The following is a 13,756-nucleotide window of genomic DNA, read 5'->3' as shown; positions in this document are numbered from 1 at the left end:
GTGCCGGACGGGGCGCGGGCTTCGGCTGGAGGTTCGTGAGGCGCGGCTTCGCGCCGCCCGGCTTGCCGTGCGCGCCGATGAAGTCCTGCATCCAGTCGCTGGAGCGCACGGGCGGCGTGGGCAGGCGCGGCGGGATGGACGCGGGCGGCGTGGACGGGCGGGGCACCGTCTGACGCGTCACCGGCGTGCCCGGGGACAGCGTGCCCGTGAGCACATGGGCGCGCAGCGCACGCTCCGTCTCCGTGGGCCAGCCCGGCAGGAGCGGCAGGACGCGGCGCGCAAGCTCCAGGAACTCCGGTGGCGGCGCTTCCCGCGGCACGCGCACGGCTTCGTCCTGGAGCCAGCCGGCGAGCTTCCCCACCAGCCCGCCCTTCGTGGGGCGCGGCGTGGCGATGTCCCCCTTCACCTCGTAGCCGCGCAGCTCCAGGTCCGCGATGGCCATCGCGCGGCTCGCGACGGGCAGCTCCAGCGCGGCGAGCGCCTGCGGCCCCTTGTTCGTGTGCGCGTCCTCCTGCAACTGGGCGAGCACCGCATGCAGCACGCTCGCGACCTGCGCGCCGTTGGCCGCGTGGTGGGCCTGCAACTCCGCGGGCACCGCCGGGTAGGTGAGGACGAGCCCGCGTCCCTGCGCGAGCTGATCCGCGCGGTCGCCCGGCAGGAGCGCATGGTACGCGCGCGGCACGTCGCGGCTCTCCGCGTCCTTCACGTAGTGGAAGGCGTCCTGCGCGCCGTGCGCGAAGCCCGCGAGCACGTCGCCCCGGGTCACCGTGAGCTGTCCGTTCACGCGTGTGACGGCGTTGCCCGGCCATGGGCCCGTGAGCGTGCCGTAGAGGTAGACGGGGTCGTTGAAGCCGTCCGCGTCGGCGGGGTGCTCCACCAGCTCCGGCGAGAAGAAGAACAGCTCCGTCGCGGCCAGCCGGCGCGGAGGACGGCCGGAGGCGACCTCATGGTGCGTGAGCTGCGCCTGCACGGACGCGGGCAGCCGCGCGCGTTCGCTGCCGGGGATGAGCTGGAGCTGGCCGACGACGTCGGTGCAGACGAACCACTCGGGCTCGCCCAGGTACGCGGGCTCCAAGCGGAACGCGTCCAGGACGTGGACGACCTCCGAGGCATCGCACGGCACCGGTTCGACGGGGCTGGCGGCGTGGGGAACGAAGTAGCGGGGTGGGCTCACGGAGGCCGGGACAGGCTGGCCCAAGCCGCCGGGGCAATCAAGTGGTGGGGCGGCGTTCCCGGGTCCGCGCAACGGCGTTGATTCCATCGTTCGTTCCACGCCCCTTAAGAGAGCAGGGCGCGGAGCGAAAACGGAGGCCGGACCTCAGGCGGGTTCGATGAAGTTGAGCCGGTAGCCGTCCGGGTCCGTGACGACGACTTCACGCGTGTACCAGGGCTGGACGGTGGGGCCTTCCACGTGCGCGCCCAGCGCCGCCGCCTTCGCGGCCACCGCGTCCACGCCGTCCGAGCCCGCGCGGAAGCCCACGAGCACACCCATGCCCTTTCGTCCCTCCAGCTTCAGGCTTGGAGGAGGGCTCACGAGGTACACGTCCGACTCGCCGCCCCACTGGAGGCGGAGGATGGGAGGCTCCGACGCGATGCGTTCGAAGCCGAGGCCTTCATAGAAGCTCACGGAGGCCGGGGCATCCGTCACGAGCAGCTTCACGAACGACCGCATTGTCTGGGGCTTGTCCATGGGCGCGGCAGTCTGCCCGGAGCGGTGGACGGGCGCCACGCACGCGTGGGGCCAATATCGGGCCCGGGACGAAGTGACCTATCGTCGGGGCCGGATCCGGTGGGGACCGGACCGCGGCGGAAGGGGGAACGGCGTCATGGCTGAAGCGCCACGCACGAGGCAGGCCTCTGGCACCGTCGCCTACGACGACGTCAACGAGCTCATCGCCACCGCCACGCGGCTGATGCAGAAGGACGCCGCGCCGGACACGCTCACCCCGGACGACCTGCGGCGCATCGGCGAGGAGCTGGACATCCCCGCGCGCTACGTGGACCAGGCGCTGGAGGCCCTGGCCCGCCGTCGCGAGGAGCAGGCCCGCGAGGCCCAGGCCCGGGAGCGGCTGTCACGCCTGCGCCGCGCGAGGCTGCGGCAGGGCGCGTGGGCGGGCGCGGTGCTCGCGGGCGTGCTGGCCGTGTCGGGACTCGTCGTGCGCAACGGCCTCACCACCACGCTGGCGGAGGTGGCGCAGAAGCGGGCCCAGGTGCGCAACGTGTTGGAGCGCCGCGAGTCCCTGCGCGCGCGATTGGATCAGCTCACGCCCGGCCTGAACCGCGACGCGGAGGTGGCGGGAGCGGACAACCGCGTGGCGGTGGAGCAGCGCCGCTATGACGAACGGGCCGCTGCGTACAACGCCTCCGCCGCTTCCTTCCCCACGAGCTGGGTGGTGCGCCTGAGCGGCCTGCCTTCTTCTCTACCGCTGTCCCCGGAGGTCTCCTCATGGTGAAGACCGTCCTCCTGACGTTGCTGGTGCCCATGCTGGCCCTGGCCGCGATACCCATCATCGAGCATCCGGTGACGGACCCATCCGGGATGCTGACCTCCGGAGAACGGGAGTCCGTCTCCCAGGCACTGGTGAAGCTGCGCGCCGAACGTCAGGTCCAGATGGCGGTGCTGCTCGTGGAGACCACGGAGGGCCAGCCCATCGAGGACTACGCCCACGCGGTCTTCGAGTCCTGGAAGGGCGGGGAGAAGGGCCGTGACAATGGCCTGCTGCTCGTCATCGCGCGGGGGGACCGGCGCTCACGGCTGGAGGTGGGCTATGGCCTGGAGCCGTTCCTGACGGACGGGGAGTCCACCGCCCTGCTGCGCGCGCAGGGGCCGCTCTTGCGCGAGGGGCGGATGGAGGCGGCGCTGATGGCCATCATCGGCGGCGTGCGCGCCGAGGTCGCCGCGGGCGCGGTTCCCCCGAAGGTGGAGAAGCCCGGGTGGTCTCGCCGGGCGTCGTGGATGTTCTTCTTCGGGTTGATCCTGACGTCCCTGGCGGTGGCACGCGGTCTGCGGGAGCTTCTTCGCAAGGACCGCTGGAATGCCCGGGGCGCGGTGCGGGCGGTCCTGGTGGGCGTGATTCCGCCGGCCGTTTTCATCGCCGTCGCGGAGAACAGCCAGCTGCGATGGGATCTCATCCTCACCGCGTACCTCGTGACGCTGGGGGTGTTCTCCCTGGGCTGGTACCTGGTCCACAAGGAGCACAAGACCCTTGGAGCATCGCTGCTCGTCGCCCCCTCCCTGGGCGCGCTGTTGGGCGCATTCGCCATACCCGAGGCGCTGGTCCATCCGGAGGCGCTCCTGTGGGTGCTGTTGTTCTTTAGCTTCCTGATGGCGTGGGGTGTCGTGCCCATAGTGGCCTTTGCGGTGGCCTTCCATCAGTTGGTCACGTCCCGCGGCGGTCGCTCGTGGTCCTCGAGTGACACCAGCAGCGGCTCCTCGTCCTGGAGCCACGACTCCTCCTCGTCGTACAGCAGCGACTCCTGGTAGCGCACCGGCCGCCTGTCTGGCCGCCTGCCTCCCGCTCGGGCGGCGTCTCGCACCGGACATCCCGGCGACCGCCTGGGGGGGACCGTCGCCTGCCTGGGGAGCACTCCCTACCTTGGGGGCATGAAGGCTTCGCGCAAGGGGCTCCCCGTCTACGTGCCACCCCGGACGGTGTGGTCGGTCGGGGCCCAGGTGGTGCTGCTCGTGTTGCTGGGGACAGCCATGCAACGGCTGGGGCCCGTGCTCACGCTGCTGGCCGTGGCGCTGCTCCTGGGGCTCGCGGCGGAGCCCGTCGTGCGGCGCCTCCAGTCATGGGGCCTGCGCCGGGGGCTGGGCGTGGCGCTCATCGCGCTGACCCTGCTGGGCCTCACCGGCCTGCTCATCCTCACGCTGGTGCCGCTGCTGGTGGAGCAGCTCCAGCACCTGGTGCAGGCGGCGCCGGGCTTCCTCACGGAGCTGACGCAGGCGCCGTGGGTGCGGAAGCTGGATGAACACTTCGGCGTGCTGTCGCATCCGCAGGACGCGCTCGGCATGGAGCCCGGGGTGCTCGCCAAGCCGCTCATCACCGTGCTGTCGTCCACCCTGGAGTTGATGGGCGCGGGCATCACCGTGCTGGCGCTGGCGGTGTTCGGCCTGCTCTTTGGCCAGGACCTCTACGCGAGCATCCTGGGCTGGGTGCGCCCCCGCAGCCGTCCCCGCGTGCGCCGCGTGGTGGGCCGCATGCGCGAGGCGGTGGGCAACTACCTCGTCGGCACGCTGCTCATCGTCAGCGTGGGCGGGGCCTTCACGGCCGGCATGTCCCTGGCGCTGGGCGTGCCGTACTTCCTGCCGCTGGGCCTGGTGGCGATGGTGCTGGGGCTCATCCCGTACATCGGCAGCGTCATCACCGCGCTGCTGGTGACGGTCACGACGCTCGCGTCCGTGGGCTCGAAGCGCGCGCTCATCGCGCTGGCGGTGTTCATGGTCTACCAGCAGATTGAATCCCACCTGCTCAGTCCGCTGGTGCAGCGGCGCGCCATCAAGATGAACCCGCTGCTCATCTCGCTGGTGGCCCTGGTGGGCGGCACCGTCGCGGGGCTCTTGGGCGTCATCCTCGCGGTGCCGGCGGCGGCGGCGGCGCAGGTGTTGCTCACGGAGGTGCAGCGCGAGCGGCGCAAGGCCTGGAAGCACGAGCGGCGCCTCGCGAGGGCCCTGCCTTCCGGCCTGGGAAACGCGGACGAAGCACTGTTGGCGGGTCCACTCGCGCCGCCGGGGAGGGAAGCGCGGCGTGCACCCCCTGGCGACTCCGGGCATCCTGGGACGCCGCACTGAAAGCCACACCCCTTCCGCGAGCCTCCGATGACTTCCGACGACACTGTTTCGGCCTCCTTCAAGCGCGCGGCGGCGGAGCGCGCGGTGGACTTCATCCAGCCGGGCATGGTGGTGGGGCTGGGCACGGGCAGCACGGCCGCGCACGCGGTGCGGCGGTTGGGTGCGCTGCTCGCCGCCGGGACGTTGAAGGACGTGGTGGGCGTCCCCACGTCACGCGCGACGGAGGCCCTGGCCGCGTCGCTGGGCGTGCCGCTCACCACGCTGGACGTGCACCCGGTGGTGGACCTCACCATCGACGGCGCGGACGAGGTGGCGCCGGACCTGTCGCTCATCAAGGGCGGGGGTGGGGCGCTCCTGCGCGAGAAGGTGGTGGCACAGGCCAGCCGCCGGGAGATCATCGTCGTGGACGCGCCCAAGCTGTCGCCCCGGCTGGGCACGAAGTGGCCGGTGCCGGTGGAGGTGCTGCCCTTCGGCTGGCGTTCGCAGGCGCTGTTCCTGGAGTCGCTGGGCGCGCGCGTGGTGGTGCGGCTCGCGCTGGACGGAGCGCCGTACCATACGGATCAGGGCAACGTGGTGCTGGACTGCGACTTCGGTCCCATCAACGACCCGGCGGGGCTGGCCGCGAAGCTGGAGTCCCGCGCCGGCGTGATGGCGCACGGCCTGTTCCTGAACCTGGCCACGGACCTGGTGGTGGCCGGGCCGGAGGGCATCACCCACCGCGTCCGGGGCGCGTGAGGCGCAGGACGTCCTCGGCGGTGTCCACGTCCTCCTCGCCGCCGGGCAGCGCAACCTCCACGACGCGCGAAGGGTCGCGGGCCATGAGCCTGCGTGCACCGTCCGTGGGAGGCAGGGCTTCCAGTTCGGGGAAGAGGGCGCGGCAGAAGAGGGCAGGGACGCCCCGGGTGCCCGCGTAGGCGGACGCCACGATGGGCGCGCGCGTGTGCTCGAACGTGGCGATGAGCGAGCGCAGGTGGGCCGCGTCCACGCGAAGCTGGTCGCAGAGCATCAGCACGGCGCCCTCCACGTCCGAGGGCAGGGCCCGCAGGCCCGCGTGCAGCGACGACCCCTGACCCAGCGCCCAGTCCGGATTGTCCACGCACCGCACGGGAAGCCCGTCCAGCTCCGCGGCGACGTCCTCGCGCCGCGCACCGAGGACGACGACCACCACCGGGCTCGCGGCCAGGGCCCGCTCCGCCGCGCGCCGCACCAGCGACGTGCCCTCGTGACGGAGCAGCTGCTTCGGCTGCCCCAGCCGTGACGAACCGCCCGCGGCGAGCACCACCACGGCGACGGTCAATGCCGCCTCCGCTCGCGCGCCGGTCCATGCGCGGGGGGCGCGGGAAGCATCCCGACAGGGCTGTCCACCGCCGCATCGGGTGCGAGCCTCCACGCCTCGTGGGAGCGGCCCCTCACGCAGACCTGCGCTCCGGCGCGGTGGCATCCGCGTGGATGGGCGCCTGCCGCTCGCGCAGCCGTCCCCCGTCGCGTCCGGCGAGCACCGCCTGCACCTCCGCGATGATGGACAGCGCGATCTCATCCGCGCCCTCCGCGCCCAGGTCCAACCCCATGGGCGCGTGCAGCTTCTCCAGCTGCGGGGCGGTGGGCGTGCGCGCCAGCTCCCGCAGGATGCGGTCCGTCCGCGCGCGGGGCCCGAGCACCCCGAGGTAGCGCACCGGCAGCGGCACCAGCCGCTCCAGCAGCTCCCGGTCCTGCGGCAGGCTGTGCGTCATCACCAGCACCACGCTGCGCGCGGACAGCGGCACCTTCTCCAGCACCTCGCTGGCCCGGGACGCGACATGCGCCTGGGCCTGCGGGAACCTGCGGCGCAAGAGCTCCACGGGCCGGTCCGCCACCACCGTGAGGTGCCACCCCAGCCCCTGCGCGCGCGCCACCACCGGCGCCACGTCGAAGCCGCTGCCGAACACCACGACCGGCGGCGCCGGCTCCACCACCTCCACCAGCACCTCCGCGCCCCCGCACGCGCCGCTCCAGGGCACGCCGCGCACCAGCGCCTCCGTCGCCGCGGCACGCACCGGTTCGAGCAGCGCGCCCGTGAGGCTTCCCGCCGACACGCCGTCCTCGCGCAGCATCAGCCGTGCACCGACGCTCTCCGCGGGTCCCCGGTACACGGTGGCCACCACCGCGCGCAGCGATTGCTTGCGCGCCTCGGCCGCGAAGCCGAGCGCGTCACCCGGTCCGGGCTCCCAGCGCTCCAGCAGGATGTCCACCACGCCGTTGCACCCGAGCGCGAAGGACAGGCCGCCTTCGTCCTCGGCGTTGTCGCCGGTGGTGTCGTAGCGCAGCACGCGCGGCCCCTCCGACGTCCAGAAGAAGGCCTTGCGCACGAGGTCGCCCTCCAGGCACCCGCCGCTCACCCCGCCCGCGAGCCAGCCATCCGGGCCCATCACCATGCGGGCGCCCGGGCGCCGGTACGACGAACCGGCCACCGCCACCACCGTCGCCATCACCACCGGACCGGAGGCGCGCCCGCATGCCCGCAGGAGGTCATCGAGTTCCTTCATCGCCCATCCATCTAACCACCCATACCTTCTACCCGGGCCGAATCCGCATTGGACGGATGTGCACCCTCCAACGCGCCCCGTATGCCCGGCGCACGCAGGGCAGCCATCCAGCCGACCGCCCGCCCACTGCATGACGCTGGCGGACGTGGCCTGCCGCCACGAACTTGAGGGAGGACTTCTAGATGGAGGCTCGGTGGAATCCACAGCGCGACGGCATGACGCCCGACATCGCTTCCCCTTTGCTCATGGCACCCCGCGGGCCTGGCGCCCCAGCAAGGGGAGGGCGTCATGAAGATGCCCGAAGTGCTGGAGCACCTGCCCGCCGTTGGACACCTGCTCGGCCGCAAGCCGGGCGGGCAGGAGGACGTCTTGCCGAAGCGTGACCCCACCCTCACCCTGCCGGACTTCCAATCCGTGCCGCTGCCCGCCAGCGAGCGACGGCTGGGAGACGGCCGCACCTTCATCGTGCACCACCCCTCGCCACGCGCGGCCCGGGGACCGGGCCTCACGGTGATGAGCTACAACATCCTCATGGGCGGCGAGCGCCAGGAGGCGCTGCTGGAGTACTTCACCCAGCTGGAGGCCCAGGACCGCATGCCGGACGTCATCGGCTTGCAGGAAGCGGGCGTGCCCATGTCGGTGCTGCTCGCGTCCCGCTTCGGCTTCCACCTCGTCTATCAGGGCAACGACGGCGACGACGGCACGCGGCTGGTGAACGGCAAGGCCTGGCTGAGCCGCCACCCCATCGTGGACGCCGCGCACTTCACCTACGTCCTCACCGACGCCGAGCGCAATGACGCCATCGCGCGCCAGGGCTACGCCGGAGAGCTGGTGGAGGACCGCGGCGTGCTGTGGGTGAAGCTGGAGGTGGAGGGCCAACCGCTCTACCTCTACAACCTGCACCACGCGCTGGGGGACTCGGCCATCAACGCCCTCAACCTGCGCCAGCTCAACGCGCTCTTGCGCCGGCGCGAAGGCGTCCCCGCCGTGGTGCTGGGTGACTTCAACGCCAACACCGCCATCAAGCGCGGCGGTTCGTGGCTGGTGGCGCACCTGCTGCACTCGAAGCAGGACGACGACACGGACACCATCGAGGAGTTCCGCCTCCGCTACGGCGACGACATGCACAACGTCACGGTGGGCGACCGCGGCGTGGGCAACATCTCGGACCCGCGCCTGCGCCACGAACTCCACACGCTGGAGCAGGAGCTGCCGGAGACGGTGTGCCACGCGACGACGGTGCGCGTGCGGCTGGCGGACCACTCGCTGACGACGCCGCATCACGCCCGCCAGGAGCTGAGCTCCGGCCAGATTCCCAAGCACAGCCCCGCGTGGTGGCGCCTGCAGGACATCGCGGACTGCGCCACGCTCACCTCGCACCCGGACAGCCACGGCGTGGTGCACGCCACGGGCAAGCGCTTCGACAACTTCTACGCGACGCGCACGCTGGCCCCCGTCCTCTTCGAGGTGGACCGCTCCACGGAGTCGTCGGACCACCAGCCGGTGGTGGCCCACTACCGCTTCACCGACGGGCACCCCAAGGCCCCGCCGCACCACTGAGGCTTGAAGCCCCGTCCCCGCTACGCGGCGATGGCCGCGCAGCGGGGGCGCGCGAACAGGTCCTTCACGTACCGGCCCACCAGCGCCGAGTCGATGTCCGGGCACTGGAGGTCCGTGCCCGCCAGCGCGGCGCGGGTGTGGTCCGTGCGCACGCGCGGCGTGCGGTGGTGCAGCTCCAGCACCGTGCGGGTGCCGTGGTAGACCTTCTCCCGGAGGAACGCGACCAGCGGGAAGAGGGCGTTGTCCGGCCCCACCCGTCCCAGCTCCCGCAGCCACACCGCGGGGGCCACCCGGCGCACCGGGTGCCCGTGCTCGCCCAGCAGGTCGAAGAGGGCGTTGTGGGAAGGCTCCTGCTCGCGCTCCGGCGCCAGGTTGTACGTGCCGCCCGGGGCCTGGGTGAGCACCAGGTGCGCGGTGGCGTTGGCTACGTAGTCCACCGGCACCGGCAGCCAGTACTTGTCCGGCAGGTCCGGCGACATGCCCAGCTGCGCGTTGCCCACCAAGAGGCGGCACAGCATGTCGTCCGCGTTGCCGATGCCCGTGCGGCTGTGGCCCTGGATGAAGCCCGGCCGGTAGATGCTGACGGGCAGGCCGCTTGCGCGCGCGTCCGCGGCGACGCGCTCCGCGACCCACTTGGCCCGCGTGTAGCCGTTCTCGTAGACCATCAGGTCCAGCGAGCGCTCCAGCGCGAAGTCCTCGTCCACCTCCTCCAGCCCCAGCAGCGTGCCCACCGCGCCGTGGACGCTGAGCGAGGAGACATGGTGCAGCGGCTTCGCGCGGCCGTGCGCGCAGAACTCCAGCACCTGCTGCGTGCCGGCGACGTTGGGCCGGCCCGCATCCGCGTACGGCAGGATGTAGCTGATGCTCGCGGCCGAGTGCACCACCGCGTCGCACTGGAGCGCCAGGGCGTCATGCACGGACGCCTCCAGGCCCAGCCGCGTGCGGGTGATGTCGCCCGCCACCGCCTGGATGCGCCCGTCGCGCCAGGGCAGGTGCACGCCGTACTTGCGCGCGGTGGCGCGAAGCCGCGCGCCGGCCTCCGCGTCGTCGCGCGCCCGCACGAGGCAGTGGATGCGCTCCACGCGAGGCGCCAGCGCGGCCAGCAGGTGGATGCCCAGGAACCCCGTGGCCCCCGTGAGCAGCAGCGTGCGCGGCGGCTGCGTGACGAGCGCGGGCACGGTGAGCAGGGGCAGGGCCGCGGACCGCGCGTCGGTGAGCAGCGTGGCGCGCACGCCCTGGGGGCCCGCCTCGGCCGGGGCCGCGCCGGCCTCGCAGAAGGGCAGGAGCGCCTGGGGCGTGGGGTGCGAGTACACGCGGCGCGACGGCAGTGACACGCCGAAGTCCTCCTCCACCTGCGCCAGCACGTGCGCCACGCCCAGCGAGTCACCGCCCGCCTGGAAGAAGTGCGTGGTGGGCGTGACGGTGCCCGGGGCCGCGCGCAGGCCCCGCTCGAAGGCGCGGCACAGCCGGTCCATGGGGGTGGTGGGCGTCGCGGGAGCGGCGCGAGGCTCGGACGCCGGGGCGCCCACCCAGTCCGCGGGGGGCGGCAGGGCCTGCCGGTCCACCTTGCCCAGGTGGGGCATGAGCGGCAGGCGCGGCAGCTCCACGAAGCGGTGCGGCACCATGTAGTCCGGCAGCACGACGCCCAGGTGCGCGCGCAGCACGTCCAGCTCCACCGCGTGGCCCTCCTGCACGCTGTGGTAGGCCACCAGCAGGCCCGTCGTCTGGCCCTGCGCGTCCGTGTGCTCGAAGACCGTCACCGCCGCCTGCGCGACGCCGGGGTACGCGTACAGCGCCTGCTCGATGGCCTCCAGCTCGATGCGGAAGCCGCGCAGCTTCACCTGTTGATCCATCCGGCCCAGGAACAGGAGCGCCCCGTCCGCGCGCCGCACCGCCTCGTCGCCGGTGCGGTACCACCGCGCTCCCGCCGCATCCGTCGGGAAGCGCTCCCGCGTGCGCTCGGGCTGGTTGCGGTAGCCCTCCGCCACGCCCTCGCCGCCAATCCACACCTCGCCTGTCGCGCCCTCCGCGACGTCCTTTCCGTCTGGCCCCACCACGCGCAGGCGCACGCCCGGCAGCGCCTGGCCGATGGGCACGGGCGCTTCGCCGCCCTTCACCCGGTACGCGGTCGCGCAGACCGTTCCCTCCGTGGGGCCATAGGCGTTGAAGACGCGGCGGCCGGACGCGTGCCACCGCTCCGCGAGCGGCGCCGGGCAGCGCTCGCCCGCCAGCACCACGCACGCCACGTCCGGCAGCGTGTCCACGTGCGGCCCCAGCTGCCCCAGCACGGACGGCGGCAGGCACAGGTGCGTCACGCGCTGCTGGCGCAGGTACTCCGCCATGCGCCGGCCGGGCAGCAGGTCCTCGCGCGAGCCCTGCACCACGGTGCCGCCCGCGAACAGCGTGGGGAACACCTCCCACACCGAGGCGTCGAAGTTGATGCTGGCGAACTGGAGGTGCCGCGTGTCCGGCCCCAGGCCCAACAGCGGCGCCACGCCGTGCACCAGGTTCACAAGCCCCCGGAAGGTGCACACCACGCCCTTGGGCTCACCCGTGCTGCCGGAGGTGTAGATGAGGTAGGCGGGCCGGTCCGGCGGCGCGTCGATGACGCCGGCGTCCGGGGCCTCCGCGTCCTCCACGCCGTCCGCCGCTGTCGCATCCGCCTCCAGGAAGGGCAGGGGCGTGCCCAGCCACGTCTCCAGGAGCCCCACGGAGACGCGGTGCATGCGCTGGGTGACCACGCCGCGCAGGCCCGCGTCGCGCAGGATGCGCAAGAGCCGCTCGTCGGGGAGGAACGGATCCAACGGCACGTAGGCCGCGCCCGCCATCCAGATGCCCAGGATGGCCGGGATGACCTCCGGCCCGGGCACCACCATCAACCCCACGCGATCTCCCGGTTGCACGTTCCACTCGGCGCGCAGGCGGCGTGCCACCCGGGATGCCCGGCGCAGCAGCTCCGGCTGTTTCAGCACCGTGGCTCCGAAGGCGATTTCCGCGGTCGGGGGAAGACGCAGCGTGGACGAGAGGGCCATGGTGCATTCCTTGGATGTGGTGACTCGCGTGGCGGGGGGCTTCGCGCGTGAAAGTCTAAAGACTGGCAGCGTGCGCGCAATAAGTGGGAACCACGCGGTGATACACGCGGCGTCTTGCTTGCGACACACCCGCGCTCGGGTCATCCGCGCCCCCGTCTCTCTCAAGGGACGCACGCACCGGGTGTATGTCATTCCTGTCTGGATATATCTTTGGACCGATGCGGGCGCGTGCCGCCACGGCAGGGTGCCGGTGTCTGTCTTTTTCCCGTGGGGGTGTGCCGCCGCCGCGCGCGAACCCGGCGCGGGTGGGTGTGGCCTGATCCCTTTGGGTGGGGCCACACCCACCTGACTCGCTGGATGATTCAGGTGGGCTGGGCTGTAGTGGAGAACCGGATGCCTTCGCTACGACACGCCTTCCTGCTCAACGCCGTGCGCGAGCTTGGCCGCTCGGTGCCGGATATCGCCCGGACGCGGGCCTCGTGGGACGCGTGCCTGGAGCGGATCCGCGAGGCGTGCACCACGACGCTGGGCATGGAGTACGACACGCTCGCCCGCTTCGACGCGCGCTCCGTCGTCGGCCTCTTCACCCATCCGGAGCAGGCGCGCATCCTCGCCCGCCTGGTGGATGAGCGGGCCCGCCTGTGCGAGGCCCACGGCCGGTACGCGGAGGCGCTGGCGGACAGCGTCTACGCGGGCCAGCTCCTCATGTGCTCACGCGCCCGCTTCGGCCTGCCCCGGGACGCCCGCGCCGCGGACGTCCTGGAGCGCGAGGCGGGGACACCCTCGCCCCTGCCTCCTTTAGGGGAGTGAGGCCAGGCGCCCCCGGCCTTCAGCCGGCCTTCACCTTCAGGACGACCTTGCCCACGGCCTGACGCGACTCCAGCTCGCGCAGCGCCTTCGCTCCGTCCTCGAAGGGGAAGACGCGGCCCACCAGCGGGTTGACGATGCCGCGCGCCGCGAGCGCCTCCAGCTCCTTCGCGATGGCGCCCGTCAGCTCCGGCGCCTGCATCAGGAAGGCGCCCCACGCCACGCCCACCACGGAGACGTTGCGCAGGAGCAGCCGGTTCACCGCGACGGACGGAATCTGGCCGCTGGCGAAGCCCACCACCAGCAGCCGCCCCTCCGGCGCCAGCACCTTGAGGCTCTTGTCGAAGACGTCGCCGCCCACGGGGTCCAGCACCACGTCCACGCCCCGGCTGTCGGTGGCCTCGCGCACGCCAGCGGGGAAGTCCTTCAAGAGAAGGACGGCGTCCGCGCCCGCGCGCTTCGCCACCTCCGCCTTGCGCTCGTCGCCCACCACCGCCAGCACGCGCGCCCCGGCGCCCCTGGCCACCTGCACCGCCGCGGTGCCCACGCCGCCCGCCGCGCCGTGCACCAGCACCGTCTCCCCCGCGCGCAGCCCCCCGCGCCGGTGCAGCGCGAAGTGCGCCGTGTGGTAGTTCATCACCACGCCCGCCGCCTGTTCGAAGCTCCACGCTTCCGGAATGGGGAAGGCCAGCTCCGGCGCCACCACGCAGGCCTCCGCGAAGCCGCCCAGCGTGAAGGAGAAGCCCATCACCCGGTCGCCGGGCTTCACCCGCGCCCCCGCGGGCGCGGCGCGCACCACGCCCGCCACCTCCACCCCTGGCACGAAGGGCACCTCCGGCTTCATCTGGTACTGGCCGTGGGTGAGCAGCAGATCCGGGAAGCTCACCCCGGCCGCCACCACATCAATGAGGACCCCGTCCCCGGCCTCCGGCTCCGGGACGTCCACCATCTCCAGGCCCTCCGGCCCCGTCAGCCGCTGAAGCTGCAACGCGCGCATGTGTGTCGCCTCCCGGGGGCGGGACGCTAGCCCTGTCTCTTATACA

Annotated in this window: 12 protein-coding genes; 6 read left to right on the top strand and 6 right to left on the bottom strand. The window is 72.7% G+C overall.

Features of this window, described 5'->3' with window-relative positions; genetic code table 11:
• Positions 1–1,198: hypothetical protein (locus D7W81_RS32805; protein ID WP_208721558.1), on the bottom strand; the 1,198-nt coding region annotated here is incomplete at its 3' end.
• A gap of 120 nt (positions 1,199–1,318) precedes the next feature.
• Positions 1,319–1,672 (bottom strand): VOC family protein, encoded by a 354-nt coding sequence (locus D7W81_RS32800; protein WP_244227576.1) that lies wholly within the window; start codon positions 1,670–1,672, stop codon positions 1,319–1,321.
• 154 nt (positions 1,673–1,826) lie between these two features.
• On the opposite strand from D7W81_RS32800, the gene D7W81_RS32795 reads away from it, so the two are divergent.
• The 4 genes from D7W81_RS32795 to rpiA all read left to right on the top strand — a co-directional run bounded on the left by D7W81_RS32795 (position 1,827) and on the right by rpiA (position 5,527).
• Positions 1,827–2,453 carry a hypothetical protein gene (locus D7W81_RS32795; protein ID WP_120559346.1) on the top strand — a complete coding sequence of 209 codons (627 nt, stop codon included), beginning with the start codon at positions 1,827–1,829 and terminating at the stop codon, positions 2,451–2,453.
• A complete protein-coding gene (locus tag D7W81_RS32790; RefSeq protein ID WP_120559345.1) occupies positions 2,447–3,484 on the top strand; it encodes a TPM domain-containing protein in 1,038 nt (345 codons plus the stop codon). Before D7W81_RS32795 ends, D7W81_RS32790 begins: the two co-directional genes overlap by 7 nt.
• A 120-nt stretch (positions 3,485–3,604) precedes the next feature.
• Complete coding sequence (locus D7W81_RS32785; protein ID WP_120559344.1) at positions 3,605–4,792, top strand: AI-2E family transporter; 1,188 nt, start codon at positions 3,605–3,607, stop codon at positions 4,790–4,792.
• Positions 4,793–4,819: 27 nt separating this feature from the next.
• Positions 4,820–5,527, top strand: coding sequence for a ribose-5-phosphate isomerase RpiA (gene rpiA / locus D7W81_RS32780; RefSeq protein ID WP_120559343.1), 708 nt, complete (start codon positions 4,820–4,822; stop codon positions 5,525–5,527).
• Here the strand turns inward: rpiA and D7W81_RS32775 are convergent.
• Both D7W81_RS32775 and D7W81_RS32770 read right to left on the bottom strand, forming a co-directional pair.
• Positions 5,502–6,089, bottom strand: coding sequence for a nucleotidyltransferase family protein (locus tag D7W81_RS32775; RefSeq protein WP_120559342.1), 588 nt, complete (start codon positions 6,087–6,089; stop codon positions 5,502–5,504). The genes rpiA and D7W81_RS32775 overlap by 26 nt on opposite strands.
• A 112-nt stretch (positions 6,090–6,201) precedes the next feature.
• A complete protein-coding gene (locus D7W81_RS32770; RefSeq protein WP_120559341.1) occupies positions 6,202–7,314 on the bottom strand; it encodes an XdhC family protein in 1,113 nt (370 codons plus the stop codon).
• Positions 7,315–7,602: 288 nt separating this feature from the next.
• Between D7W81_RS32770 and D7W81_RS32765 the strand changes: the two genes are divergently transcribed.
• Entirely contained in the window at positions 7,603–8,874 is a 1,272-nt protein-coding gene (locus D7W81_RS32765; RefSeq protein WP_120559340.1) for an endonuclease/exonuclease/phosphatase family protein, read from the top strand.
• 20 nt (positions 8,875–8,894) lie between these two features.
• On the opposite strand, the gene D7W81_RS32760 is transcribed toward D7W81_RS32765, so the two are convergent.
• Positions 8,895–11,906: a non-ribosomal peptide synthetase gene (locus D7W81_RS32760; RefSeq protein ID WP_158621743.1), complete on the bottom strand. Its 3,012-nt coding sequence runs from the start codon at positions 11,904–11,906 to the stop codon at positions 8,895–8,897.
• 393 nt (positions 11,907–12,299) lie between these two features.
• On the opposite strand from D7W81_RS32760, the gene D7W81_RS32755 reads away from it, so the two are divergent.
• Positions 12,300–12,716, top strand: a complete 417-nt coding sequence (locus D7W81_RS32755) for a hypothetical protein (RefSeq protein WP_120559338.1) — start codon at positions 12,300–12,302, stop codon at positions 12,714–12,716.
• A 19-nt stretch (positions 12,717–12,735) separates the two neighbouring features.
• On the opposite strand, the gene D7W81_RS32750 is transcribed toward D7W81_RS32755, so the two are convergent.
• Positions 12,736–13,710, bottom strand: a complete 975-nt coding sequence (locus tag D7W81_RS32750) for an NADPH:quinone oxidoreductase family protein (protein ID WP_120559337.1) — start codon at positions 13,708–13,710, stop codon at positions 12,736–12,738.
• Between the last annotated feature and the right edge of the window lie 46 nt (positions 13,711–13,756).

The organism is Corallococcus aberystwythensis (assembly GCF_003612165.1).
In the GTDB taxonomy this organism is placed as follows: Bacteria; Myxococcota; Myxococcia; order Myxococcales; family Myxococcaceae; genus Corallococcus; species Corallococcus aberystwythensis.
Note: the sequence above shows the minus strand (reverse complement) of the source record. Positions and strands in the feature narration are given on the sequence as shown.